General features: G+C 60.1%; 18 protein-coding genes and 3 pseudogenes. 16 read left to right on the top strand and 5 right to left on the bottom strand.

Features of this window, described 5'->3' with window-relative positions:
- Position 1: 1 nt before the first annotated feature.
- The 3 genes from PREDE_RS09230 to PREDE_RS09220 form a co-directional block, all read right to left on the bottom strand.
- A complete protein-coding gene (locus PREDE_RS09230) occupies positions 2-1,276 on the bottom strand; it encodes a Na+/H+ antiporter NhaC family protein (RefSeq protein ID WP_005846762.1) in 1,275 nt (424 codons plus the stop codon).
- 264 nt (positions 1,277-1,540) lie between these two features.
- Entirely contained in the window at positions 1,541-3,037 is a 1,497-nt protein-coding gene (locus PREDE_RS09225; RefSeq protein WP_005846760.1) for a UxaA family hydrolase, read from the bottom strand.
- A 153-nt stretch (positions 3,038-3,190) separates the two neighbouring features.
- A complete protein-coding gene (locus PREDE_RS09220) occupies positions 3,191-4,255 on the bottom strand; it encodes a LacI family DNA-binding transcriptional regulator (RefSeq protein ID WP_027951646.1) in 1,065 nt (354 codons plus the stop codon).
- Between the two features lie 194 nt (positions 4,256-4,449).
- Here PREDE_RS09220 and PREDE_RS09215 point away from each other — a divergent pair, with 194 nt between their 5' ends.
- The 9 genes and pseudogenes from PREDE_RS09215 to PREDE_RS14285 form a co-directional block, all read left to right on the top strand.
- A complete protein-coding gene (locus tag PREDE_RS09215; RefSeq protein ID WP_005846756.1) occupies positions 4,450-5,472 on the top strand; it encodes a sugar kinase in 1,023 nt (340 codons plus the stop codon).
- 26 nt (positions 5,473-5,498) lie between these two features.
- The gene (locus PREDE_RS09210) at positions 5,499-6,170 is read left to right on the top strand and encodes a bifunctional 4-hydroxy-2-oxoglutarate aldolase/2-dehydro-3-deoxy-phosphogluconate aldolase (protein WP_005846754.1); all 672 of its coding nucleotides are present in this window, start codon (positions 5,499-5,501) and stop codon (positions 6,168-6,170) included.
- A 22-nt stretch (positions 6,171-6,192) separates the two neighbouring features.
- Positions 6,193-9,576, top strand: coding sequence for a sensor histidine kinase (locus PREDE_RS09205; RefSeq protein WP_005846753.1), 3,384 nt, complete (start codon positions 6,193-6,195; stop codon positions 9,574-9,576).
- A gap of 8 nt (positions 9,577-9,584) precedes the next feature.
- Positions 9,585-10,310, top strand: coding sequence for a DUF5932 domain-containing protein (locus PREDE_RS09200; RefSeq protein WP_005846751.1), 726 nt, complete (start codon positions 9,585-9,587; stop codon positions 10,308-10,310).
- The gene (locus PREDE_RS09195; protein ID WP_005846749.1) at positions 10,307-11,014 is read left to right on the top strand and encodes an AbgT family transporter; all 708 of its coding nucleotides are present in this window, start codon (positions 10,307-10,309) and stop codon (positions 11,012-11,014) included. The genes PREDE_RS09200 and PREDE_RS09195 overlap by 4 nt, the downstream gene beginning before the upstream one ends.
- Before the next feature lie 183 nt (positions 11,015-11,197).
- Positions 11,198-13,852 (top strand): DNA gyrase subunit A, encoded by a 2,655-nt coding sequence (gyrA, locus tag PREDE_RS09190; RefSeq protein WP_005846748.1) that lies wholly within the window; start codon positions 11,198-11,200, stop codon positions 13,850-13,852.
- A 41-nt stretch (positions 13,853-13,893) separates the two neighbouring features.
- Positions 13,894-15,135 (top strand): tetratricopeptide repeat protein, encoded by a 1,242-nt coding sequence (locus tag PREDE_RS09185; RefSeq protein ID WP_005846747.1) that lies wholly within the window; start codon positions 13,894-13,896, stop codon positions 15,133-15,135.
- A 150-nt stretch (positions 15,136-15,285) separates the two neighbouring features.
- Positions 15,286-15,918, top strand: a complete 633-nt coding sequence (locus tag PREDE_RS09180; RefSeq protein WP_005846746.1) for an ATP-binding cassette domain-containing protein — start codon at positions 15,286-15,288, stop codon at positions 15,916-15,918.
- A 3-nt stretch (positions 15,919-15,921) separates the two neighbouring features.
- Positions 15,922-16,638, top strand: a pseudogene (locus PREDE_RS14285) (ABC transporter permease); the annotation flags it as partial.
- Positions 16,639-16,717: 79 nt separating this feature from the next.
- Here PREDE_RS14285 and PREDE_RS09170 read toward each other — a convergent pair.
- Positions 16,718-17,746 (bottom strand): esterase-like activity of phytase family protein, encoded by a 1,029-nt coding sequence (locus PREDE_RS09170; RefSeq protein ID WP_005846744.1) that lies wholly within the window; start codon positions 17,744-17,746, stop codon positions 16,718-16,720.
- Between the two features lie 108 nt (positions 17,747-17,854).
- Positions 17,855-18,289 carry a hypothetical protein gene (locus PREDE_RS13925; RefSeq protein ID WP_154648471.1) on the bottom strand — a complete coding sequence of 145 codons (435 nt, stop codon included), beginning with the start codon at positions 18,287-18,289 and terminating at the stop codon, positions 17,855-17,857.
- Between the two features lie 223 nt (positions 18,290-18,512).
- On the opposite strand from PREDE_RS13925, the gene PREDE_RS09165 reads away from it, so the two are divergent.
- The 7 genes and pseudogenes from PREDE_RS09165 to PREDE_RS09135 all read left to right on the top strand — a co-directional run bounded on the left by PREDE_RS09165 (position 18,513) and on the right by PREDE_RS09135 (position 25,817).
- Entirely contained in the window at positions 18,513-19,115 is a 603-nt protein-coding gene (locus PREDE_RS09165) for a riboflavin synthase (RefSeq protein WP_005846743.1), read from the top strand.
- Between the two features lie 214 nt (positions 19,116-19,329).
- Positions 19,330-20,673 (top strand): TolC family protein, encoded by a 1,344-nt coding sequence (locus PREDE_RS09160; RefSeq protein ID WP_005846742.1) that lies wholly within the window; start codon positions 19,330-19,332, stop codon positions 20,671-20,673.
- Between the two features lie 41 nt (positions 20,674-20,714).
- A pseudogene (locus tag PREDE_RS09155) lies at positions 20,715-21,943 on the top strand (efflux RND transporter periplasmic adaptor subunit).
- 19 nt (positions 21,944-21,962) lie between these two features.
- Complete coding sequence (locus PREDE_RS09150; RefSeq protein ID WP_005846740.1) at positions 21,963-22,757, top strand: ABC transporter ATP-binding protein; 795 nt, start codon at positions 21,963-21,965, stop codon at positions 22,755-22,757.
- Between the two features lie 13 nt (positions 22,758-22,770).
- Positions 22,771-24,010 (top strand): annotated as a pseudogene (locus PREDE_RS09145) (ABC transporter permease).
- Between the two features lie 39 nt (positions 24,011-24,049).
- Positions 24,050-25,120 carry a sensor histidine kinase gene (locus PREDE_RS09140; protein WP_005846738.1) on the top strand — a complete coding sequence of 357 codons (1,071 nt, stop codon included), beginning with the start codon at positions 24,050-24,052 and terminating at the stop codon, positions 25,118-25,120.
- A complete protein-coding gene (locus PREDE_RS09135) occupies positions 25,092-25,817 on the top strand; it encodes a LytR/AlgR family response regulator transcription factor (RefSeq protein ID WP_005846736.1) in 726 nt (241 codons plus the stop codon). Before PREDE_RS09140 ends, PREDE_RS09135 begins: the two co-directional genes overlap by 29 nt.
- Positions 25,818-25,940 lie beyond the last annotated feature (123 nt).

Below are 25,940 nucleotides of genomic sequence, written 5' to 3'. Positions count from 1 at the left end.
GTCAGGAATATTGCTTGGGATACCTCAGCACGATGGCCAGCAGCGTTGCCGCGCCGATGGCCATGGGGTAGTAGAGGTAGGGAATAATCTGGACGGGGTTCAGGCTGGCCAGTCCTGCGGCCAGCAGCATCTGCACGCCGTAGGGGATGAGGCCCTGCACCGTGCACGAACAGGTGTCGAGAATGCTGGCGCACTTGCGCTTGTCCACGCCGTAGCGGTCGCCTATCTGCCGGGCAATGTTGCCCACGGTGAGTATAGCCACGGTGTTGTTGGCCGTGCACACGTTGACCAAGCCCACCAGTGCAGCGATGGACAGCTCGGCGCCGCGCTTGCCGTGGACGTGGGCCGTGAGCCTGCCGATGATGTAGTCTATGCCTCCCGCCTCGCGAATCATCTCGAGCATGCCGCCCGCCATCATGGCCACGATGATGAGTTCGCCCATGCCCGCGATGCCCTGGCCCATGGCCCCGAGCCACCCGAAGAGGCCGTAGCTGCCCCCATGGATGCCTATGGCCCCGCAGAGCACCAGGCCGAGCACGAGCACGGCCATCACGTTCATGCCGGCCACGGCGGCTACAAGCACCACCAGATAGGGCACCACCTTCCACACTTCGACGGGCGGCAGCAGTCCCGGAGCCGTCATGCCCCGCCCCATCACCGCATATACGGCCAGCACCAGCAGGGCCGCCGGAGCCACGATGAGGGTGTTGGCGCGGAACTTGTCGCTCATCTTGCAGCCCTGCGTCTGGGTGGCCACCACGGTGGTGTCGGAGATAAACGAGAGGTTGTCGCCGAAATAGGCCCCGCCCACGATGACAGCCGTGAGCAGGGCGGCGTTGCCTCCCGTTTGGTGGGCCATGCCGGCGGCGATGGGCACCAGGGCCACCACGGTGCCTACGCTCGTTCCGATGGAGAGCGAGATGAAGCAGGCGGCCACGAAGAGCCCCGGCAGGATGAGGCTGGCAGGCAGCACATGGAGAGCCAGCCCCACCGTGGCGTCGATGGCTCCCATGCTCTTGGCCGAGGCGGCAAAGGCTCCGGCCAGCACGTAGATCCAGAGCATGAGCATCAAACTGTCCGAGCTGGCGCCGCGTGTGTAGATGCCGATGCGCTTCTTCAGCGGGAAGCCACCGGAGATGGCCACGGCATAGATGCTGGCCATCATGAAGATAACGGTCATCGGCACTTTGTAGAAGTCGCCCGCCGCAACGGCCAGGGCCAGGTAAAGCCCGATGAAAACCATCAGCGGCGAGAGCGCGAGCAAGCCTTTGTTCATGTCTCTTGTTGTTGTCTGCGGGGGCTTGCGCCCCGGTGTAGGGTACCCCGTGCGGCGGCGGGGGCCGCAGGGTCGCCGTGCGGTTGCGCCGCAGCGGCCTCGCGATTGCGCCGCAGCGGCCTCGCGATTGCGCCGTCGCCGCGCTGCGATTGCGGCGTAACGGTCTCGCGATTACGCCGTTGCCGCGTTGCGATTGCGGCGTGTTGGTTGCACGTCTGCGTCGCCGTGGCGATGCGTGCCTGTGGCCCGGGCGGCGCGGTGGCCCTACAGCGTCACGCCGTTCTTGAAGATGGCGATCTCGCTGTACTCGTTCTCCTCGTTGCGGGTCTTCTCTCCGCTGGCCACGGCAATGACTTTCTGGATGAACCTCCGGTTCAGTTCGGCCATGGGCATGCCGCGCAGCAGTTGGCCGGCGTTGAAGTCTATCCAGTTGGGTTTGCGGGCGTAGAGGTCGTTGTTGGTCGAGATTTTCATCGTGGGCACAAAGGTGCCGAAGGGTGTGCCGCGGCCTGTGGTGAAGAGCACCAGCTGGCAGCCGGCGGCCGCCAGGGCCGTGGAGGCCACGAGGTCGTTGCCCGGAGCCGAGAGCAGGTTCAGGCCGTGGTGTTGCAGCCGGTCGCCGTAACCCAGTACGCCGCTCACCTGCGCGCGCCCGCATTTCTGGGTGCAGCCCAGGGCTTTGTCCTCCAGCGTGGAGATGCCGCCCGCCTTGTTGCCCGGCGAGGGGTTCTCTCCCACGGGCTCGCCGTGGGAGAGAAAGTATTCCTTGAAGTCGTTGACGAGCTCCACCGTCTGGCGAAACAGCTCGGGAGTCTTGCACCGATTCATGAGGATGGTCTCGGCACCGAACATCTCGGGCACCTCGGTGAGGATGGTTGTGCCGCCCTGCGCCACGAGGTAATCGGAAAATTCGCCCACGAGCGGATTGGCCGTGATGCCGCTGAAGCCGTCGCTTCCGCCGCACTTCAGGCCCACGCGCAACTCGCTCAGGGGCACGTCCTCGCGGCGGTCTTGCCGTGCCCGGGCGTAGAGCTCGCGCAGCAGCTGCATGGCGGCCTCCGTTTCGTCGCCGTCAACTTTCTGTGTGACGAGCAGTTTCACGCGGTCGCGGTCGTAGTTGCCCAGCAGTTCCATGAACTGGTCGGGCTGGTTGTTCTCGCATCCCAGCGAGAGCACGAGCACGCCGCCGGCGTTGGGGTGCAGGCAGATGTCGCGCAACACCTTGCGTGTGTTCTCGTGGTCGCCGCTCAACTGCGAGCAGCCGTAGTTGTGGTGCCAGGCGTGCACGGCATCGATGCCCTCCAGACGGGTCTCGGCCGTGAGCCGGCGCACCAGCCGCTCGGCGATGCCGTTGACGCAGCCCACGGTGGGCACAATCCATATCTCGTTGCGCACGCCCACCTCTCCGCTGCTGCGGCGGTAGCCTTTAAAGCAGAGGTCTTCGTGGGGAATGCGCAGTTCCTCGTTCACGGGGCGGTACTCGTAGTCGAGTGTGCCCGAGAGATTGGTCTTGAGATTGGTCTCGTTCACCCACTGTCCGCGGCGCAGGTCTTCGCGGGCATGGCCTATGGGGTAGCCGTACTTGATGATGTCGGTGCCGGCTTTCACGTCGGCAAGCAGCACTTTGTGGCCGGCCGGTGTGTCCTGGAGCACCTCCACGCGGCGCCCGTCCACGTCGAGCGTCTCGCCCTGCCTCACCGGGCGCAGGCACACCACCACGTTGTCTGCGGGATTGATTTTGATAAATGTTGATTCGTTCATAGTTGTTTGTTCGCTTGTTGATGAGTCATGGTCAGTTCTTCCTTTCATCCTCTCGGGGCCTCATCCTTTCATTCGTCCCGCTTCCGCCGGGCGGCGTTGCCTCTTTCCGTGTTTGGGGTGCCGGGGGCCAGGCCCCGGTCACTCTCTCTGTGTTTACAGTTGCGTGCGCCGGTAGAAGTCCACGTTCTCCCGGGTGAGCAGCTCAATGGGCATGTAGTTCACGGGCTGCACTTTCTTTTTGAGCACGATGGCCCTGAAAAGCGTGTCCACACACGAGTAGCCCTGCTGGTAAGCGTGCTGCGCAATGAGGAACGACACGCTGCCCTGACGCAGGCACTCGGCGTTCTTGCCCACCATGTCGTAGCCCATAATCTGCACGTCGCGGCGGTTGGTGCGCAGCAGAAACTCGCCCACAACGTGGGCCTTGGAGCCCAAAGTGATGCAATGGTGAATGTCGGGACGGGCTACGAAGAACTCCTCCAGCATGCTGTTGTGGAGCTGCCGCGTGCCGTTGAGCGGCAGTTCCAGCTCAATGATGGCGACGCTGGGGAAGTGGTCGTGCATGTAGTGGCGGAAGCCCACCTCGCGGTTGTCCTGCTGCTTGCTCACCACGCGCCCGTTGCTGGTGAGCTTTACGATAGCGATGGCGGTCTCTTGGCCGGCAATGAGCATGAGCATGCGTGCGGCGAAGTAGCCGCTCGAAAACGAGTCTTGTCCGAAGAAAGCCAGGGGTTTCAGGTCGGGCATGTAGGAGTCGAGCATCACAAAGGGGATGCCCCGCTCGTGCATTTGGTCGGTGAAGCGCCGCGTCACCTCCAGATCCGAGGGCACAATGACCACTCCGTCGGGCTGGGCCTCCAGGCAATCGCGGGTGGTGTCGAGGAACGATTGCTCGTCGAATTGCTCGTAATACATGATTTCGGCCTTGACGTGGAAGTCGCGTCGGGCCTCTTGGGCCATCTTGACGCCCTCTTCTATCTCTTCCCAGTAGGCCACCTGCTCGTGCCGGGGAATGAGCACAATGAATGTGTACGAGCGGTTGTAGGCCAAGGCGGAGGCGTACATGTTGGGCTGATAGTTCACCTCCTTGAGTGCGGCCTCCACGCGGGCACGGGCCTTGGACGACACATTGGGACGCTCGTGGAGCACTCGGTCCACCGTCCCCACCGACACGCCGGCTCTCTGGGCAATGTCCTTGATTCTGATTTTGTCTGTCATCGTTGGGTCGAAATTACCATGCAAAAATAAGCATAAAAGTTGAATTGTATCGACGTGCACAGGAATTATTTGTTGAAAAACCATGTTTTTTGCCGATTTGTTTCCCGTTTTGGAAATTTCTCTTTATATTTGCCCGGACAAACGAAAGGAATAATCTATACACAACAAACAATAAAATTTAAATCGTTAAGAACATGGCTAAAATCGTAACATTAGGCGAAATTATGCTGCGCTTGTCCCCGGAGGGCAGCGATCGTTTCATCCAGACCGACCATTTCCGCATCATTCCCGGCGGTGGCGAGGCCAATGTGGCCGTGAGTGTGGCCAATTATGGCCACGAGACCTACTTTGTGAGCAAGCTACCGAGCCATGAGATTGGCCAGATTGCCGTGAATGCCCTGCGCCGCTATGGGGTGGACACCCGGTTTATCGCCCGCGGCGGCGACCGTGTGGGCCTCTACTATGCCGAGACGGGGGCCTCGATGCGCCCCTCAAAGGTGATTTACGACCGGGCGCACAGCGCCATTGCCGAGGCCGATGCTTCAGATTTTGACTTCGACGCCATCATGGACGGCGCGCAGTGGTTCCACTGGAGCGGCATCACGCCGGCCGTGTCGGACAAGGCTGCCGAGCTCACCCGCCTGGCTTGCGAGGCTGCCAAGCGCCACGGCGTGACGGTGTCGGTGGACCTGAACTTCCGCAAGAAGCTCTGGACTTCGGAGAAAGCCATCTCGGTGATGCGTCCGCTCATGAAGTATGTGGACGTGTGCATCGGCAATGAAGAGGATGCACAGCTCTGTTTGGGCTTCAAGCCCGACGCCGACGTTGAGGGCGGAAAGACCGATGCCAGCGGCTATTACAACATCTTCAAGGGCATGATGAAGGAGTTCGGCTTCAAGTATGTGGTGTCCACGCTCCGCGAATCGTTCTCGGCCACGCACAATGGCTGGAAGGCTCTTATCTATAACGGCAAGGACTTTTACGAGAGCAAGCGCTACGACATCGACCCCATCATCGACCGTGTGGGCGGCGGCGACTCGTTCTCGGGCGGCCTCATCCATGGGCTGCTCACCAAGTCCACGCAGGGCGAAGCCCTGGAGTTTGCCGTGGCTGCCTCGGCTCTGAAGCACACGATTCCCGGTGATTTCAACCTCGTGAGCGAGGCAGAGGTGGAGAGTCTGGCCGGCGGCAATGCCAACGGTCGCGTGCAGCGATAAGAGAATCAACCTATAAACAGCATAAAATGGCAAAGTTTAACAAAGTCCAGGTGATGACCGCCATGAAGGAAACGGGCATGGTACCCGTGTTCTTCAACAAGGACGTTGACGTGTGTAAGAATGTTATCAAGGCCTGTTACGAGGGCGGCGTGCGCGTGTTCGAGTTCACCAACCGCGGTGACTTCGCCCACGAAATCTTCGGCGAACTGGTGAAATGGGCCGACAAGGAGTGCCCCGAGCTCATCCTGGGAGCCGGCACAGTGATCGATGCCGGCACGGCTTCGCTCTATCTGCAGCTGGGCGCCAACTTCATCGTGGGCCCCAACTTCAACCCCGAGATAGCTCCCGTGTGCAACCGCCGGCTGGTGCCCTATTCGCCGGGCTGCGGCACGGTGAGCGAAATCAGCCATGCCCAGGCTCTGGGCTGCGACGTGACGAAAGTGTTCCCCGCGGGCAACGTGGGCGGGCCGTCGTTTGTCAAGAACGTGCTGGCCCCGCTGCGCTGGAGCAACATCATGGTGACCGGCGCCGTTTCGCCCGACAGGGAGAACCTCACCGAGTGGATCAAGGCCGGCGTGCTCTGCGTGGGCATGGGGTCAAAGCTCTTCCCCAAGGAGGTGGTGGCTGCCCGCAACTGGAAGGCCATTACCGACAAGTGTGTGGAAGCGCTGGGCTATATCCGCGAGGCCCGCGGCTGAACGGGCGCGTCGTAACCGTACGATGACCCGTATTCCGCGACACAGGATTCTGAAGTGGACGGTCGGCATGTTGATGCTGGCCGTCTGCTGGGTTATGGTGGGCTGTGGCGACCGCCAGGCGGCACGCGTGGATCGGCTGAACGAGCGGGCCTACGACTTCCACTACCGCAACCTTGATTCCACGCAGGCCTACGCCCGTCGCAGTCTGAGCCTTGCCGCCGACTACGATGCGGGGGCGGCCGAGGCCCTGAATCACCTTGCCTTTGTGTGTCTTGCCAAGATGCAGTATGCACAGGCCGAGCGGCTGCTGGAGCAGGTTGCCGGCACCACCGACAACCAGGTGGAGCTGCTTGTGGCCGACATTCAGATGATGAGGCTCTGCCAGCGACGGTCGCGCAACAAGGATTTCTATGCCTATCGCGAGCGGGCCATGCGTCGTCTGCGACGCTTCGACGATGAGCCCGACCGCCTCACGCCCCACCAGATGCGGCGGATGGTCTATGCGCGCTCGGAGTTTGCCATCGTGGCCTCCTCCTATTTTTACTATGTGGGGCAAGTCAAGACCTCGGTGGACGCCCTGGAAGAGATAGATCCCTTTGGTGAAATACAGCAGGACACGGCCCAGTTGCTGTGCTATTGGTACAACATTGGAGCCGGCGGCATCCTCAGTGAGACCACTCCCGAGGAGACCGCCCAGGCCGAGTTTGAATATCTGGTGCACTGTTATACGCTCTCCGTTCAGGCCGACTATCCCTTCTGGAAAGCCCAGGCCATGCAGGCTATGAGCGAGCATCTGCAAGCCGAGCCCCAACGCTCGCAACTCATACGCAACAACCTGCCCGCCATTCGGCTCATCAATACCGACGGCATGCCCGAGGCCTTGCTGGCCGGCAACCTGGCACAACGGTCGCTCGACCTGTTCCGCCGCTACGGCGATGTCTACCAGACGGCCGGGGCCAACCGCACGTTGGCCGAATGCTATTGGCAGATTCATGACTACCGTTCGGCCTTGCTCTGTCTGCAACGTGCGCTGAACACGAACAAAGCCATCCGTCAGGCTCCCGACTTGGTGGCCTCCATCCGCGAGCAGCTTAGCCTGGTCTATTCGGCAGTGAACGACAAGGTGAACAGCGATCGCAACCGCAACATCTACCTCGACCTGCAGGAACAGACCCGCCAGGACCGGCAACTGGAGGCGCGTGCCAGTCAGCTCGACGAGTCGGCGCGCCAGCTCAACGGCATGCTTGTGGCTGTCATCCTGATGATAGCCGTGGTCACGGCGTTGCTCTATGTGTTCGACCTAATGCGCCGACGCAGCGATGCCCGCTTTTCCCTCGGCACTTTGCTCGAGCCGCTGACCGAATGGCGGCGGCAGAACGAGCAGAAAGCCGCCGGTGTGCAGGAACGTTACAATGAGATACAGGAGCAGACCGACGTGGTGCGGCTGCACCTGAAGCAGAACAAACGCCGCAACCTGGAGCAGCGGGCCAAAATTCAGCTGGTGAACAGCGTGATGCCTTTCATCGACCGCATGATGAACGAGGTGGCGCGGCTGCAGGCCGGAACCGATGCGCCCGGGGTGAGGCGGCAACGCTATCAGTATATCGCCGAGCTTACAGAGAGCATCAACGACTACAACAATGTGCTGACGCGCTGGATACAGATGCGGCAAGGCGAGGTGAGCCTCAAGATAGAGAACTTCGATCTGCAGTCGCTCTTCGACATTGTGGCGCGCGCCCGCATGAACTATCAGCTGAAAGGCATCACGCTCAACGTGGAGCCCACGCAGAGTGTGGTGAAGGCAGACAAGACGCTCACGCTTTTCATGATTAACACCATGGCCGACAACGCCCGCAAGTTTACGCCCGAGGGCGGGACGGTGAGCGTGGGCGCCACGGAGACGGACGACTATGTGGAGGTGAGCGTGACCGACAACGGCCGCGGCATGAGCGGCGAACAGCTGGCCCATGTCTTCGACCGCACCTATACGGGAGGGCATGGATTCGGACTGAAAAACTGTAATGGCATCATCGAGAAATACAAGAAGATGAGCCGTATCTTCAGTGTATGCACCCTCAAGGCCGAGAGCGAGGTGGGCTGCGGCTCGCGTTTTTACTTCAGGTTGCCCCGTGGCGTGGCCCGCTTGTGCGTGGTGCTGGCGATGGCAGGAACGCTGACCCATGGCGGCGAGACGGCGGCCAAGCCGGCACGTCCGCTGGTCGGCAGGGCCTCGCAGTATGCCGACAGTGCCTACTTTTCCAATATCAACGGCACCTATGAGCGCACGCTGCAGTGGGCAGACAGCTGTCGCAAGTACCTGGCGCCTACGGACACGGTGACCCTTCTCGACATCAGCAACGAGGCTGCCGTGGCTGCTCTGGCCCTGCATCGGTGGGACGTGTACCAGGAAAACAACAGAGTGTACACCCGACTCTTCCGCGAAGTGAGTGCCGACACTACGTTGCCCGAGTATGTGCGCACCATGCAGCGCAGCGAAAACAACAAGACCGTGGCTGTGATACTACTGTCGTTGCTGCTCGTTATCATCTTTCCGGCCTATTATTTCCTGTACTATCGCCATCGGTTGAACTATAGTTTCTGCATCGATCATATCAATGCCATGAACCGTTTGCTGCTCAAGGACGTTGGAGATGCCGAAAAACTGCAGGGCATCGACCGGCTGGGCGACTTCCGAAAGTTCGACCTTTCGGACGAGCAGCAGGAGAACCTGAGCGTCATTGTGAGGCAGATACACAATGCCCTGCAGCTCTCGATAGACAGTGCGGCCAGTCAGGAAACCACCATTGAGCTGGCCGAGGACAACCTGCGCCGGCTTCAGATGGACACCGACAGGCTGCATGTGTCGAACAGCGTACTGGACAACTGCCTCTCTACACTGAAACACGAGACGATGTACTACCCCTCACGCATCCGCCAACTCATCGATGGAACCGACGCACATCTGGCCGGCATCGCGGAGTTGGCCGGCTACTATCAGGAGCTTTACCAGATTCTTTCGCAGCAAGCTATGCGGCAGATTCCCGCCGCGCGGCTGGATGACGACATGACGGCCTATCTTTTTGAAATCTTAAAGAAGCTCAACAACGGCGAAAAACCCGAGGCTGCGGTATCAGAAACACGCGACCGATACGTTGATATACAAGTGCAGATGGACGGTTGCACGCTGAATGACGAACAGTGCAGACTGCTCTTCACGCCCTATACGGCCGATCTGAAGTTCCTGCTCTGCCGTCAAATCGTGCGTGAGATGGGCGAAGCCACCGGTCTGCGCGGCTGTGGCATCCGGGCCGAAGTGGGCCAGACGGGCCCCGTGGTGATTGTCACCATGCCTGTGCGCTGCCTGGAGGCGGTGCGCCGAACCAACCATATATTGATTAAACAATAAGAAACGCCATGAAAGACTTCAATATCATTATCGTCGAGGACGTGCCGCTGGAGCTGAAAGGCACGGAGGGCATCATCCGTAACGACATTCCCGAGGCCCATATCATCGGCACGGCCGACTCGGAGCAGAGCTTCTTGCGACTCATGAAAGAGCAGATTCCCGACCTGGTGCTGCTCGATCTCGGCCTCGGTGGCTCCACCACCGTGGGTGTAGAGATATGCCGACACACCAAGGAGACCCACCCCGAGGTGAAGATTTTGATTTTCACCGGCGAGATTCTGAACGAGAAACTGTGGGTGGATGCGCTCGACGCTGGTTGCGACGGCATCATCCTGAAGAGCGGGGAACTGCTCACACGGGGCGATGTGGCCAGTGTGATGGACGGCAAGCGGCTGGTGTTCAACCAGCCTATCCTGGAGAAAATCGTGAGCCGCTTCAAGCACAGCGTGAACAATGAACTGATGCGACAAGAGGCGCTTATCAACTATGAGATAGACGAATACGACGAGCGGTTCCTGCGGCATCTGGCTCTTGGCTTCACGAAAGAGCAGATCACGAACCTGCGCGGCATGCCGTTCGGTGTGAAAAGTCTGGAGAAACGGCAGAACGAGCTGGCGCAGAAACTCTTTCCCGACGGCCGCGGCGGAGTGGGGGTGAACGCCACACGTCTCGTGGTGCGGGCGTTGGAGCTGCGCATTCTCGATGTGGACAACCTGCATCCTGACGAAGATTGAAGAATGACCGTACCTATATATATAAGGTGATGGGGACAGAAGAGCGCGACAGACACCAGTCGGCATTCGGCCAGCACTGGGGGGTGACTTGGCGGACGTGGGTCTACAGGCTGACGTTGCTGCTGGGTGCGGGCCAGGTGGCCCTCATCCTGGCGTCGTGGCTGCTGGCCGCAGCCATGCCCGAAATGTCGGTGCGCTCCCTGCTCAGTGCGGCCGGCATTCGCTGGTTCTTCGGCAATTTCGCATTCAAGCTGGGCAGTCCGCTGCTGGTCAACCTCATCGTCATGGCAATGGCCGTGGGTGCAGTGGGCGAGAGCGGGCTGTGGAAAACCCTGTGTCACACGTTGCTGCCCCGTCGGCCACAGCCCACCGGCCAGCAACGCTACGCCTTGAGGGCTGCGGGATTGCTGTTGCTGATAGAATGTGCGGTCATGCTCTTGCTCACGGCCTTGCCCCATGCCGTGCTGCTTAGTGTGACCGGAGAGCTGTTTCCCAGCAGTTTCTCGGTGAGCCTGCTTCCCGTGTTGGCTTTCATGGGAGCCACCACGGCCGTGAGCTACGGACTGTTGAGCGGCCGGCTGCACAGCGTGTACGACGTGTGTCAGTGCCTCTGTGCTGCCGGCAACTGGCTCATGCCCCTGCTGCTGCTCTATGTGTTGGGTGCCGAATTTTGCCATTGTTTTGCCTATGTGCTGATGGGATAGGCTCGTAGGTCCGGGCTGTTGGCGGCCCGATTATCTTGCGTTTACAGCGTTTTTTTCGTTTTGAAAGTTTTGCCATGTCGGGGAAACTTCGTACTTTTACGCCTTGAAAGCGGGGTGTTAACGGCTTAAAACGCAAAAAAATGCCCTCTGAAGGAATTTTGATAAAAAACTATAAGCTATTCAATGGACGAGAATCAGACAATTGATCAAGACCGGATCATGAAGATTAACATCGAGGAAGAGATGAAGACTTCCTACATCGACTACTCCATGTCGGTGATTGTGGCCCGCGCGCTTCCCGATGTTCGAGACGGTTTCAAGCCTGTGCACCGCCGCATCCTCTACGGCATGCTGGGCTTGGGCAATACCAGTGACAAACCTTACAAGAAGTGCGCGCGCGTCGTGGGCGACGTGCTGGGTAAGTATCATCCCCATGGCGACAGTTCTGTCTACGGTGCACTGGTGCGCATGGGTCAGGAGTGGAACATGCGTTACAAGCTGGTCGACGGCCAGGGTAACTTCGGCAGCGTGGACGGCGACTCGCCCGCTGCCATGCGATACACCGAGTGCCGCCTGTCGAAGATGGGCGAGCACATCATGGATGACATCGAAAAGGACACCGTGGATATGGACAACAACTTCGACGATACGCTGAAGGAACCGTCCGTAATGCCCACCAAAATCCCCAACTTGCTCGTCAACGGCGGCAACGGTATTGCCGTCGGCATGGCCACGAATATCCCCACGCACAATCTGGGCGAGGTGATAGACGGCTGCTGTGCGTTCATCGACAATCCCGAGATTGACACCGACGGGCTGATGCAGTTCATCCCCGCACCCGACTTTCCCACGGGTGCTTACATCTACGGCCAGCAGGGCGTGAAGGACGCCTACGAGACAGGCCGCGGCCGAATAGTGATGAGAGCCAAGGCCGAAATAGAGAGCGACGACAGCCACGACAAGATTGTGGTGACCGAAATACCCTATGGCGTGAACAAGCAGCAGCTCATCGAGTACATCGCCGACCTGGTGAAGGAGGGCAAGCTCGAGGGCATTGCCAACGTGAACGACGAGACCGGCCGTCAGGGCATGCGCATCGTCGTGGACCTGAAACGCGATGTCAATGCCAAGGTCATCCTGAACAAGCTGTTCAAGATGACGGCGCTACAGAGCTCGTTCTCGGTGAACTGCATCGCCCTGGTGCCCAACAAGCACGACCATTCGCAGTTGCGCCCGAAACTGTTGTCGCTGCGCGAGTGCATCAGCTACTTCATTGAGCACCGCCACGAGGTGACCATCCGCCGCACGCAGTACGACCTACGGAAGGCGCAGGAGCGTTTGCACATCCTCGAGGGACTGCTCATTGCCTGTGACAACATCGATGAAGTGGTACATATTATCCGTGCCAGCAAGACCCCGGCCGACGCCCAGGTCAACCTGGAGAAGCGTTTCGAGCTCGACAACCTGCAGTCGAAGGCCATCGTCGACATGCGTCTCTCGCAGCTCACGGGCCTTCGCATGGACCAGTTGCGCGCCGAATACGAGGAGGTTACCGCCCAGGTGGAGTATCTGCAGAGCATCCTCGACGACCCCGAGAAGTGCAAGGCCGTGATGAAGCAGGAGCTGCAGGAGGTCAAGGAGAAGTACGGAGACGAGCGTCGCACGCAGCTCATCCTCGACGAGCACGAGTTCAACGCCGAAGATTTCTACCCCAACGACCCTGTGGTCATCACCGTGAGCCACCTGGGATATATCAAGCGCACGCCGCTGAGCGATTTCCGCGAGCAGGCCCGTGGCGGCGTGGGCTCGAAAGGTGCCCACACCCGTGAGAAAGACTTCACAGAGTATATCTATCCCGCCACGATGCACCAGACGATGCTTTTCTTCTCAAAAAAAGGCCGTTGCTACTGGCTCCACTGCTACGACATCCCTGAGGGCGACAAGACCTCCAAGGGCCGTGCCATCCAGAACCTGCTCAACATCGAGCCCGACGACTCGGTGAACGCTTTCCTGCGGCTGCGCGGCCGTGGGCTGGAGAACGAGGAGTTCGTGAACAGCCACTACGTGGTGTTTGCCACAAAGAACGGTACGGTGAAGAAGACCTCACTGAAGGAATACTCCCGTCCGCGGGCCAACGGCGTGATTGCCATCAATATTGTCGAGGGCGATGAGGTGGTGGACGTGCGCCTGACCAATGGCGAGAACGAGCTTGTCATGGCCAATCGCAACGGCCGCGCCGTGCGCTTCGACGAGCGGGCCATCCGCACGATGGGACGTGTATCGACCGGAGTGCGCGGCATGAGGCTCGACGGCGACGACGATGCCGTGGTGGGCATGGTTGTAGTGAACGATGCCGAGAGCGAGAGCGTCATGGTAGTGAGCGAGAATGGCTACGGCAAACGCTCGGGTGTGGAAGACTACCGCAAAACCAACCGCGGCGGCAAGGGCGTGAAGACCATGGCCGTGACCGAGAAGACCGGCCGTCTGGTGGCCATCAAGAACGTGACCGACGACAACGACCTGATGATTATCAACAAGAGCGGCATCGTGATTCGCATGGCCGTTTCGGACATTCGCGTCATGGGCCGGGCCACGCAGGGCGTGCGTCTTATCAATCTTGCCAAGAAAAACGACATCATTGCCAGCGTGTGCAAGGTGATGAGCTCCGAGCTCGAAGCCACCGTCGAGGCCGAGAACCGCCAGGCCATGCAGGAGAAGAACGAGCAGTTTGCCCAGGCCACCAACGCTCCCGAGAGTGCGGCCACCGCTGCCGGCTCCGGCGAAGACACGGCCGAGCCCGAGGTGGAACCCGACGAGATGATCGATTTCGAGAAGTAAAGAAAGAGAAGTAACAGACAAACCTTTTAAATAATAGACTTATGAAGAAGTTAATGATTGCAGCATTGATGATGCTTGGCACGTCGGCTGCATTTGCCGGAGACAGCGAACCGCTGAAGGCCATCCTTAAAATCAAGGACTATGCCGAGGCAACGCAGTTGCTGAAGAGCAGTCTTGACCAGCTGGCCAGCCCGCAAGAGAAGGCCAAAGCCTACGAACATCTGACGAAGCTCGCGCTGGCCAAGTTCGACAAGGAGAACGCCGTGCAGGCTGCAAACATGCAGGCCCAGCTCACCAAGAGCAAGGAGACGCCCTACGACACACTGGGCTTCTACGAGGCTGCCTACCATGCCACGGTGGACGGTCTGGAGTGCTTGAAGTACGATGCCATGCCCGACGAGAAAGGAAAGGTCAAGGCTAAGTATGCCAGCTCCCTGACGCCGCTCATTGCCAACGCCCGCATGCAGCTCGTGACCGCCGGCAATCACTCTGCCCAGAACGGCAAGGAGGAGGGCGTGCTGAAGTATTGGGGCACATTCCTCGATACCGACGACAACCCCATCTTCCAGGCTTCCAAGGCCAACGAGGCCCAGTTCCTCGGCCAAGTGGCTTACTATACGGCGCAGTATGCCAATCAGGCCCAGCAGTATGACAAGGCCGTGAAGTATGCAGACATTGCCATGCAGGACACCGCCATGCGTAAGCAGGCCGAGACTTTCAAGTTTGCCATTGCCCAGCGCAACCTCAAGACGCATGCCGACTCGCTGAAATACGTGGAGCAGATCAAGGCCCTCTACCAGAGCGAGCCGACCAACGAGATGGCGTTCGGCACGCTCTGCAACATGTACAGCGGCCTGGGCATGATGGCTGAACTCGATGCCGTGGTGGCCGACAAGCTGAAACGCGAGCCCAACAACTTCACGGCGTGGGCGCTGAAAGGCCAGACACTGATGAACCGCAACTCCACAGCCGACAAGCCCGACTGGGACGAGTGCATCGAAGCACTGACCAAAGCCGTAGAGCTGGACGGCACCAACCCCGTGGTGCTCACCTATCTGGGCTTCTCGATCAACGCCAAAGCCAGCCAGATCGACGGCAACCGCGCTGCACAGAAGGAGCTCTACACCAAGTCGATGGGCTATCTGGAGCAGGCCAAGAACCTGGATCCCAACCGCGAAAAGGCCAACTGGGCCTATCCGCTCTACCAGTGTTACTATCTGGTTTACGCCGCCAACGACCCCCGCACGGTCGAGATGGAGAAGCTGCTGAAGGGCAACCAGTAAGCCGCCCGCTCCCAACGGCAAACACTTCACGAGAGGCTGTGCCCAACGTTTGGTTGGCACAGCCTCTCCATCCTTAAAGGTAACCCGGCCGCCGGCGGCTTTGCGCTGTGCGGCGGACTTGCCGAATGCAGGTCGAAAAACAAACAAGCGATGCTCGAATTCAAGAATGTCTGCGTCGGTCTTGCCGACGGCACGCAGTCGGCTCCCTTTTCCTTGGTGGTGAATGGGGGCGAGACGGTATGCCTGTCGGGCCCCGGGGGCTCCGGCAAGACCCGCTTGCTGATGGCCGTCATGGGGCTGGCCCCCTTGGCTGCCGGCTATATCACGGTAGACGGCGAGCTTGTCACGCCGGGCTCCGGCAGCTATTTCCGGCAGCTGATGGCCTATGTGCCGCAACAGCCTCCCTGGAACACGCTCACCGTGGCCGAGCTCTGCCGCCAGCTCTTTGCCCTGAAGGTGAACCGCGTCCGGGCGTTCGACCGGCCGGCACTCATGGCCTGGTGGCGGCAGCTCGGCGTGGACGAGCGTTGTTACGACCGCGCGACGCAGACGCTCACCCGCCCGCAGCTGCAACTTGTGCTGCTGTCCATGCTCCCCTTGCTGGGGCGGCCCATGGTGTTGCTCGACGAAATTCCGCAGACGCCCGCCGTGCAGGCCCTGCTCCACCAGCTCACGGCCGACGGCGCCGAGGTGGTGTGCACCTGCCGCGAGCCGCTGCACGGCAGCGGTGCGGAGGCCGACGGGGGCACGCCGACAGCTTTCGACAAAATGATAAAACTCTGAACGATGGAAATTTCTTTGCTCGGTTTTGCCTTGGGACTGCTGTTGCTGGCCATCCCTTTGTACGTAGTCTGGACGGTGGATGCGCGCCGCATGCGCCGCTTGCTGGTGTCGCTGGGGCGCATGGCCTTGATGGTGGGTGCGCTGGGCGGGCTCATCCACCTGCTGATGCGCTGGAACAGCGTGCCGCTCACCCTCCTCATCGGCGTGGCCGTGCTGCTGGCCTCGGCGGCGATTACCGTCCGGCACGCCCGTCTCGGCATGGCCCGCCTGCTGCTGCCCGTCGTGGTCGGCACGCTGCCGGCCGTGCTGTTTGTCAGCCTCTACATGGTCTTTCTGGTGCTGGGACAGCGGCAAGTCTTCGATACGCGCCTTTTCATTCCTGTGCTGGCCTTGGTTATCGGCGGCATCATCGGCCTGAATGCCAGGGGTCTGCACACTTACTACATGGGTTTGCAGCACCATGCGCAGCTCTACCATTACCTGCTGGGCAACGGCGGAACCCACCGCGAGGCCCTGCGCCACTTTGTGCGGCGCAGCTTTCAGGCCGCCCTCTACCCGCTGCTGAAGCAGATGAGCGGCATGGTCACCCTCTCGGCCCCGTCACTTCTGCTGGCACTGGTGCTGGCCGGAGTGGACGTAGGCACGGCCGTGGCATTCCAGTTGTTGCTCTTTGTGGCCGTGCTGGCCGCCTCGACGGCCTCGCTTTGGATCACGCTCGAAATCGGACGCCGCTACGGTTTCGACGATTACGGCCGTCTGCGCCCGGTGAGCCCCGGCACGCCGGCGGGTCCTGCAGGGCCTACGGCCGCCCCGCAGACAGGGCCCGACGAGCGGCAGACGTCTGCTGCGGCGCCAGCCGAAGCGTCTTTATCCAGTCCTTCAGCACCCCTCCATACTGATTCTGAGAGTCGGCCACCAGCACAATGACGCGTGAGCCGTCGGCCAGCGTGGGCCCGAGGCACATCCCTTCGTAGTTGGCCAGGCTGCGGCCGGCCAGCGTGAGGCGTGTGCACCACTCGGCCACCTGTGTTTTTTCGGGTGCGTCCATGGGGGCCGCGGGCCCGTTGCCCTGCTTCGCCGGGGGCGGCGTGAGGTGGAACAGCTTGCAGTTGACAAAGGCCCCCAGCTTGGACCGGGGCACCCAGAACTCGCGTTCGAGCAGCAGCAGACTGCCGTCGTCGAGCGCACAGAGCGTGCCTATGCCGTGGGCATGGGAGTGTGCCTTGCGTGCATCGCCCACGGGCGCGTCCAGTCGGTAGCGCAGGCACTGCCTCGGGCGGAGCAGACTGTCGTAGGATTGGATGAACACCGTGTCGCTCTCGTTGCAGGTCCACAGCGTGCGCGATGCGGCGTGGTAGGTCAGCGCCTCCAGTCCGAGGTTTGCGCCGAGGTGCCGGTAGACGCCGGTCGGTGCGATGTCGCGCCCCGTGCGCCGTCCGTCGAGCGTGTATTCGCGCAGGTGGTTGTCGGCCTCGCCGCTGATCCATACGGTTTCCTGCTGTGGGCAGTAGGCTATGCCCTCGTCGTCGCGGTTGGGCAGTCCGCAGCCGTGGAACCCCGTGTTGCGGGCCGACAGCAGCTCGCCCGTCAGCGAGTCGGTCTTGATTTCAAAGACGAAGAAGCCGTCTTCCTCGCTCTTGTCGCTCACCACGGCATAGCGTTCGCCGCCCAACCACGCGATGCCGCTGTAGTTTCCCGGCGGAATGGTCTTGGGGAAGGCGCGTTGCGGCAGCACGGTCACGATGGGGTGGGGCGCGGCCGGGGACTGCGCAAGGCCGTGCAGGGCGGTGGCCAGCAGCCCTAATATAAATAGGTGTACCTTTCTCATGTTGTATGTAGAACGTCTTCGGCTGGCCGTTATTGTTTCGTTTTTCTCACGGATGGCACAGATTTCACAGATACTTTGCGTAGAATTTTCTCACAGATTCCACAGATTTCACAGATGCTGCGCGGTGATTGGCATCTGTGAAATCTGTGGAATCTGTGAGAAATACCCCTGCGAAGTATCTGCGAAATCCGTGGAATCTGTGAGAAAAGCCTTGCGCAGCATCCATGAAAATCCGTGTGATTCGTGGCGATACCCGCATGTTTGGAAAGTGAAACGCCTTGGCGCGGACATGGCGTGTGGGGACAATCCGTTTTTCATGACGGCGTAAACGCCAGAGAAAAACGGTGGAATCGCGGGGCGATTGCGCCGTAACGGCCCCGCGATTACGCCGCAATGCCCATGCGTCCGCACCGTGCTTTTTCCACCACCGCCCTGCAAAAAACCACGAAATTGTTTGGCGGTCAAACTGGAAATCCGTATATTTGCAACAGAATAAAGGAGAAACCGTTTGGGGGATTGTATCGATTCGATCGGGATACTCATCAAATTACGTTGAAAACAGAGCATGCTTCTCTTGCCAATGGCGGGCCACATCAAGCACCAAGTGCCCAGCTGTAAAGCCGGTGGATTACAAAGACGGAGAGCGCTCACAACTTTTTAAGCTGGAGTTTTCATCACATCATCGTTACGATCCCCTTTTCAATCAGGGAGAATTGAGGGCGGCCGCCGTGCCGGCACTCGGTTCTCCCTTTTAAAACTACAGGACATGTTTAGCGGAATCGTAGAAGAGATGGCCACCGTTGTCGCCATCAAGAAGTATCAAGGCAACGTGGACTTCACGCTGAAATGCTCGTTCACGGGGGAGCTTCAGATAGACCAGAGCATCGCCCACAACGGCGTTTGCCTCACCGTGGTGGCCATCGAGGGCGACGCCTACACCGTCACGGCGATGAAGGAGACGCTCGACCGTTCCAACCTGGGCCGCCTCCGGGTGGGCGACCGCGTGAACGTGGAGCGGTCGATGCTGATGAACGGGCGGCTCGACGGCCACATCGTGCAGGGCCATGTCGACGAGACGGCCACCTGTGTGGCCATGGCCGACGCCGACGGCTCCACCTATTTCACCTTCCGCTACCCGCTCGACCGGGCCATGGCCCGCCGCGGATACTTCACGGTGGACAAGGGCTCGGTGACGGTCAACGGTGTGTCGCTCACCGTCTGCGAGCCCACCGACGACACGTTCAAGGTGGCCATCATCCCCTATACGCGCGAGCACACCAACTTTCGGGACATCGAAGTGGGCAGCGTGGTGAACCTGGAGTTCGACATTCTGGGCAAGTACATCGCCCGTCTGTACGACTTCGGCTGACGCTCCGGGCCGTCGCGGCCGCTGCACGGCGGTTGGGAGCCCTCGCGTTGTCCCGTCTTTTCATCCTGCTGCCTTGCCAGCCATCCACGTGGGGAAATGTTGCCGAATGTGACATTTCCCCTAACTTTTGTTAATAATCGGCGGACTTTATAAACTTTTTGCCTCGGTTTCAGTCCAACGTTTACAATTCGATTAATCACCAAATTGCCAGTTTATGAATAAAACGCTTATGGCATCTGCCATGACTCTCCTGCTGCTCGGTGCACCGCTCACGGCCGGTGCCAGGCAGTGGTCGTTGCAAGAGTGCATTGCCTACGCCCTGCAAAACAACATTTCGCTTCAGAAAACGCGCGTCCAGCACCTGAGCGCCATCGAGGATCTCAAGCTGAGCCAGGCCGCCTTGCTGCCTTCGCTCTCGGCCTCGACCTCGCAAAACGTCACCTACAACCCATGGCCCGAGACGGGAAGCTACACCATTGCCGGCGACAAAGTGCAGACCAACGTGGACAAGGCCTACTACAACGGGTCGTACAGCGTGAGCGGAAGCTGGACCGTTTGGAACGGCGGGCGCAACCGCAACCAGGTGAAGATGGACAGGCTGACCGCCGACCGGGCCGCTCTGGACAGTGCAACCACGGCCAACAGCATCCAGGAGCAGATAGCACAGCTCTATGTGCAGATACTCTATTCGCGGGATGCCGTTGAGGTGAACCGGGCCACGCTCGAGACCTCGCGGAAGAACGAGGCCCGCGGACAGGAGTTTGTCAAGGTGGGCAGCATGAGCAAGGCCGACCTGGCCCAGCTCACGGCTCAGCGTGCCCAGGACGAATACGCACTCGTGCAGGCCGAGAGCAGTCTCAAGGACTATAAGCGGCAGCTCAAACAACTGCTCCAAATCACCGACCAGGAGGAGTTCGACGTGACCGTTCCGGAGGCCACCGACGCCATGGCCCTGCAGGAAATTCCGGGCGTGACGGGCGTCTACGAGACGGCGCTGAACAACCGCCCCGAAATCAAGAACGCCCTACTCGCCATCGAGGGCGGCGACCTGCAAATCAAGGCGGCCCGTGCCCAGCGGCTCCCCACCGTGTCGCTCAATGCCGGTCTGAGCACCAACACCACCTCGATGAACAGCCGCGCCTGGGGCACGCAGCTCAAAAACAACTTCGCCGTGGGCGGCGGATTCACCGTGAGTGTGCCCATCTTCGACAACCGGCAGGCCCGCACGGCCGTCAACAAGGCCATATTGTCCAAGCAATCGTATGCCCTCGACCTCAAAGATCGGCAGACCACGCTCTATTCCACCATCGAGAACTTCTGGCTCCAGGCCGTCAACAACCAGGCGCAGTTCAAGAGTGCCCGCGTGAGCACCGAGAGTGCGCAGGCCAGTTATGAGCTGCTGAGCGAGCAGTTCCGCCAGAACCTGAAGAATGTCATCGAGCTGATGAACGGCAAGGACGCCTTGGCCAAGGCCCAACAGGCCGAGCTTCAGGCCAAGTATCTCACGATACTCAACATCGACCTGCTCAAGTTCTATCAGGACGGAACGCTGAAATAGCCCTCGGGCACCGTATCAAGATAACATTGCACACAGCCTTTATGAAAAAGATAAGTAAGATTTGGGTCATCGTGGCCGTCATCGTGGTTGCGGCCGCAGCCGCTTTCCTGCTCTCCGGCAACAAGGAGAAAGAGGAGGTTGAGTTTGCCACCGAGGCTGTGGGGCCGGCCAACATCGAGAACAGCATCACGGCCACGGGCACCATCGAGCCGGTGACGTCGGTCACCGTGGGCACCCAGGTGTCGGGCATCGTGAGCAAGCTCTACGTCGACTACAACAGCGTGGTGAAGAAAGGACAGGTCATTGCCGAGCTCGACAAGACCAATCTCATGAGTGAACTCAACACCGCCAAGGCCAATCTGGCCAGTGCCCGGAGCACGCTGGACTACCGGCCAACTTCACCCGCTATGCCGCCCTCTATAAAAAGGGGCTCATCGCCGCCAACGACTACGACCAGGCCCGCCTGTCCTACCAGCAGGCCCGCGAACAAGTGGCCACAGCCCGGGAGAATGTGCAGAAGGCGCAGACCAATCTGGGCTACGCCACCATCACTTCGCCCATCGACGGCGTGGTGCTTTCCAAGAGCGTGGAGGAGGGACAGACGGTGGCCGCCAGCTTCAGCACGCCTGAACTGTTCACCATTGCCCAGGATCTGACCAACATGCAGGTGGTGGCCAACGTGGACGAGGCCGACATCGGCAACGTCAAGGTGGGCGAACGCGTGGCCTTCACCGTCGACGCCTACCCCGACGACACCTTTGCCGGCACCGTGAAGCAGGTGCGCCAAGAGGCCACCACCAACAACAATGTGGTGACCTACGAGGTGGTCATCAGCGCTCCCAACGCCGACCTCAAGCTCAAGCCGGGGCTCACGGCCAACGTCACCATCTATACCCAGGAGAGCAAAGGCGTGCTCAGCGTGCCCAGCAAGGCCTTGCGCTACACCCCCGAAAAGGAGACCGTGGGCCAACGGAAGATTAAAGACGCTCCCAACGCCAAGAACAAGGTGTGGACGCTCGAGGGAAACACCGTGGTGGCACACAGCGTCGGCATCGGCATCACCGACGGCACGCACACCCAGATACTCGGCGGCATCCGCCAGGGACAGCGGGTCATCACCGGCGTCAGCGTGAAGTCTGCCGGCGTCAGCGTGAAGTCTGCCGGCGTCAGCGTGAAGTCTGCCGGCGACGAAGCCTCCGCCGACGGCGGACAAGCCTCGGAATCGAGCCCCTTTGCGCCGGGCCGGCCGGGCGGAAACAAGAAGAAGTAACCGCGAAAGAAGATAGCTTATGTCTGTTCAGGTACAGCAACAACCGCAGCCGCGGCCCCAAACCGAAGACCGAAAGGTGGTCATCGAGCTGCAAGACGTGAGGCGCGACTTCCTCGTGGGCGACGAAACCGTGCATGCCCTGCGCGGCGTGTCGTTCAAAATCTTCGAGGGAGAGTTTGTCACCATCATGGGAAAGTCGGGCTCGGGCAAGTCCACACTGCTCAATCAACTGGGTTGCCTCGACACCCCTACCACGGGCGAGTACTATCTCGACGGCGTTTCGGTGCGCACCATGAGCAAGTCGCAGCGGGCCGTTCTCCGCAACCGCAAGATAGGATTTATCTTTCAAAACTACAACTTGCTGCCCAAAACCACCAGCGTGGAGAACGTGGAGTTGCCTCTGATGTACAATGCCGGTGTCTCGGCTCAGGAGCGGCACGACCGCGCCGTCGAGGCCCTCGAGGCCGTTGGACTGGGCAGTCGCCTCTACCATAAGTCGAACCAGATGTCCGGCGGCCAGATGCAGCGCGTGGCCATAGCCCGTGCACTGGTCAACAATCCGGCCGTCATTCTGGCCGACGAGGCCACGGGCAACCTCGATACACGCACTTCTTTCGAGATATTGGTGCTCTTCCAGAAGCTCCATGCCCAGGGGCGCACCATCATTTTCGTCACCCACAACCCCGACATTGCCCACTATTCCAGCCGCAACATCCAGCTGCGCGACGGCCGTGTGATGAGCGATGCCTATAACCACAACATTCAGAGTGCCGCCGAGGGCCTTGCCGCCCTGCCGGCCAACACCGACGAATAGGACACCCTTACCCATGAATTATACCAATTTGTTCAAGATAGCGCTCCGCGCCATCCTTGCCAACAAGATGCGATCGTTCCTTACGGCCCTCGGCATCATCATTGGCGTGGCCTCCGTCATCACCATGCTGGCCATCGGTCAAGGCTCGAAGCGCAGCATTCAAGCCAACATTGCCGAGATGGGCTCCAACATGATTATGATTCATCCGGGGGCCGACATGCGCGGAGGAGTGCGTCAAGACGCCTCGTCGATGGAGACTCTCAAGCTCACCGACTACCAGACGCTCAAGGACGGGTGCGCTTATATCAAGGCGATAAGCCCTGTTGTGAGCAGCAGCGGCCAGTTCATCTACGGCAACAACAATACGCAGTCCACCATTTATGGGGTCAATCAGGAGTATCTCGGCATTCGACAGCTCAGCGTGAGCGACGGCGAGGTGTTCACACAGCAGGACATCAAGTCGAGCGCCAAGGTGTGCATCCTCGGCAAGACGGTCGTCGACTATCTCTTTCCCGACGGCAGCGACCCCATCGGCCGCGTCATTCGGTTCAACTCCATCCCGTTCCGCGTCATCGGTGTGCTCAAGAAAAAAGGCTACAACTCCATGGGCATGGACCAGGACAACCTGGTGCTCGCGCCCTATACCACGGTGATGAAGCGCATCCTGGCCCAGAATTATCTGAGCGAGATACAGGCCTCGGCCATCACGGAAGACGTGACCGACAAGGCCACCGAGGAGATGACCGCCATCCTGCGACGCAACCACAAGCTCAAGGAAGCCACCGACGAGGCTGCGGCCGACGCCGACGACTTCAACCATCCGCTCGCAGGAGGAGCTCTCGACGATGATGAATTCCACCACCAACATGATGACTATCCTGCTGGGCTGCGTGGCCGGCATCTCGCTTATCGTGGGTGGCATCGGCATCATGAACATCATGTACGTCAGCGTTACCGAGCGCACCCGCGAGATAGGACTGCGCATGAGCGTGGGGGCGCGCGGCGTAGACATCCTCAACCAGTTCCTCATCGAGGCCATTCTGCTCAGTGTCACGGGCGGCATTATCGGCGTGGCGTTGGGCGTGGGCGCCAGTTACGCCGTGAGGCTGCTGGCCCACTGGCCCATCTACATCGAGCTGTGGACCATCGCCATGAGCTTTGCCGTCTGCACTTTCACCGGTGTGTTCTTTGGCTGGTACCCGGCCAAGAAGGCCGCCCGGCTCGATCCCATCGAAGCCATCCGCTATGAATAGCGGCCCTCCGCCCTTTTGTCCATCCCCGATCCCTATGTCATGAGTGCAACTGTCAAGCCCAACTGGACGCGGTTTGGTATCGCCATGTGGTTGATGATCTTCCTGTCGCCGCTGCTTTATACCGACACAACCGACCACAACTGGCGGAGCTACCTCCGCTATCTCATCGTGCCCAGCCTCATGCTGTCCACCTATCTCTTCAACTACTACGTGCTCATCCCGAAGCTCTACTTCCACAACCGCCGGGTTGCTTTCTTTGCAGTCAACATCGTGATGGTGTGCGCGCTGGTCTATGGCATCCATCTGTGGAACGCAGCACCCGGCTGGGACAGTGCCGCTGCCCCCCTTTCCGGGTCGGATGGCCGGCGGCGGTACAACCTGCCCCTGCTCATGATGTTCAAGAATGCCTTTATGCTCTTCGCCTCTTGGGGGGCGGCCACGGCCGTCAGGATGACGGAGCGGTGGCGCACGGCCGAGGTGCAGCGGCGCATGGCCGAAAAGGCGCGCATCGAGGCCGAACTCAAGGTGCTGCGTGCAGAGATTCACCCGCACTTTTTGCTCAACACTTTGAATAATATCTACGCCCTTATCGCGTTTGATAAGGACAAGGCACAGTCGGCCGTGGAGAGTCTGGGCAACATGCTGCGCCATGTGCTCTACGACAATCAGAGGCCCCGCGTCGGCATCCACAGCGAGATAGAGTTCATCAACGACTACATCAACCTCATGCGGCTGCGGCTGCGCAGCAACGTGCGCGTCACCACAAGCTACGAGCTGCCGCCCGACTGCAAGCTCACCGTAGCCCCCAATGTGGGCATCGCCCTCGTGGAAAACGCTTTCAAGCACGGCGTGTCGGCCAGCGAGCCGAGCTTTGTTTCCATCCGCATTTACATGGAAGGAGACGACTATGTGCTCTGTGTGGCCAACAGCAACTACCCCAAGCCGGCCTCCAACCGCAGCGGCCACGGAGTGGGGCTCTCGTATATCCGCCGCCGTCTCGACCTGGAATACGGCGGAGGCTACCGGTGGACCTACGGGCCTGTGCACGACAATAAGGAATACCAATCAAAAATTACGCTTTATGACATTGAACTGTATCGTCATCGATGATGAGCCGCTGGCCGCCGATTTGCTGGCCAGCTACGTTTCGCGAACGCCTTTTCTTCATCTTGTCGGTGCCTACAACAGTGCGGTGGATGCCATCCGCGACATCCATACTAACGCCATCGACGTGGCCTTTCTCGACATTCAGATGCCCGAACTCAACGGTGTAGAGCTGGCCACGCTCCTGCCCCGGCAGACCCGCGTGGTGTTCACCACGGCCTTTGCACAGTATGCCATCGAGAGCTACAAGGCCAATGCCATCGGGTATTTGCTCAAGCCCATCGCCTATGACCGCTTTCTCGCCGTGGCCCACAAGGCCCTCGTGCTTGGCGGCAGGTCGGACAGCGCCTCGTCCGTGGGCGCAGACCGCTTCCTCTTTGTGCGCAGCGACTACAAGATTCTCAAGCTGCCGTTCGACAATATTCTCTACATCGAGGGCCTGAAAGACTATGTCAAGTTTGTGCTCGAACGCCCCACACCCGACGGGCAAACAGAGGTGACGAGCCTACTCAACATGAAACACTTGGACCATATCCTGCCCATCGACACGTTCATGCGTGTGCATCGCTCCTACATTGTCAACCGAAGCAAGATCAATCTCATTGACCGCAGTCGCATTGCCTTTGGTTGCGCCTTCGTTCCCATCAGCGAAACGTACAGGGACGAGGTGCAGCGTTTCATCGACGACCACACGGCCGTGTGAGGCACGCCGGTTTACCGGCATGCGGCAAGTGCCCGCCGCAGGGGCCGGCACGGCGGCCGGGCCCTGCGACAGTGCCTTTCCCTCTCCCTTTTTCTTTCTTCTTCTTTTGCGCTTGACCCCGTG

The organism is Prevotella dentalis DSM 3688, from assembly GCF_000242335.1.
Classification (GTDB): Bacteria; Bacteroidota; Bacteroidia; order Bacteroidales; family Bacteroidaceae; genus Prevotella; species Prevotella seregens.
The sequence above is the reverse complement of the archived record's forward strand: the minus strand, read 5'-3'. Positions and strand labels throughout refer to the sequence as shown.

Excerpts from the sequence above, each read along its gene's own strand:
- PREDE_RS09230 (WP_005846762.1), bottom strand. The coding sequence starts at position 1,276 with ATGAACAAAGGCTTGCTCGCGCTCTCGCCGCTGATGGTTTTCATCGGG.
- PREDE_RS09225 (WP_005846760.1), bottom strand. The coding sequence starts at position 3,037 with ATGAACGAATCAACATTTATCAAAATCAATCCCGCAGACAACGTGGTG.
- PREDE_RS09220 (WP_027951646.1), bottom strand. The coding sequence starts at position 4,255 with ATGACAGACAAAATCAGAATCAAGGACATTGCCCAGAGAGCCGGCGTG.
- PREDE_RS09215 (WP_005846756.1), top strand. The coding sequence starts at position 4,450 with ATGGCTAAAATCGTAACATTAGGCGAAATTATGCTGCGCTTGTCCCCG.
- PREDE_RS09210 (WP_005846754.1), top strand. The coding sequence starts at position 5,499 with ATGGCAAAGTTTAACAAAGTCCAGGTGATGACCGCCATGAAGGAAACG.
- PREDE_RS09205 (WP_005846753.1), top strand. The coding sequence starts at position 6,193 with ATGACCCGTATTCCGCGACACAGGATTCTGAAGTGGACGGTCGGCATG.
- PREDE_RS09200 (WP_005846751.1), top strand. The coding sequence starts at position 9,585 with ATGAAAGACTTCAATATCATTATCGTCGAGGACGTGCCGCTGGAGCTG.
- gyrA (WP_005846748.1), top strand. The coding sequence starts at position 11,198 with ATGGACGAGAATCAGACAATTGATCAAGACCGGATCATGAAGATTAAC.
- PREDE_RS09185 (WP_005846747.1), top strand. The coding sequence starts at position 13,894 with ATGAAGAAGTTAATGATTGCAGCATTGATGATGCTTGGCACGTCGGCT.
- PREDE_RS09180 (WP_005846746.1), top strand. The coding sequence starts at position 15,286 with ATGCTCGAATTCAAGAATGTCTGCGTCGGTCTTGCCGACGGCACGCAG.
- PREDE_RS09170 (WP_005846744.1), bottom strand. The coding sequence starts at position 17,746 with ATGAGAAAGGTACACCTATTTATATTAGGGCTGCTGGCCACCGCCCTG.
- PREDE_RS13925 (WP_154648471.1), bottom strand. The coding sequence starts at position 18,289 with ATGAGTATCCCGATCGAATCGATACAATCCCCCAAACGGTTTCTCCTT.
- PREDE_RS09165 (WP_005846743.1), top strand. The coding sequence starts at position 18,513 with ATGTTTAGCGGAATCGTAGAAGAGATGGCCACCGTTGTCGCCATCAAG.
- PREDE_RS09160 (WP_005846742.1), top strand. The coding sequence starts at position 19,330 with ATGAATAAAACGCTTATGGCATCTGCCATGACTCTCCTGCTGCTCGGT.
- PREDE_RS09150 (WP_005846740.1), top strand. The coding sequence starts at position 21,963 with ATGTCTGTTCAGGTACAGCAACAACCGCAGCCGCGGCCCCAAACCGAA.
- PREDE_RS09140 (WP_005846738.1), top strand. The coding sequence starts at position 24,050 with ATGAGTGCAACTGTCAAGCCCAACTGGACGCGGTTTGGTATCGCCATG.
- PREDE_RS09135 (WP_005846736.1), top strand. The coding sequence starts at position 25,092 with ATGACATTGAACTGTATCGTCATCGATGATGAGCCGCTGGCCGCCGAT.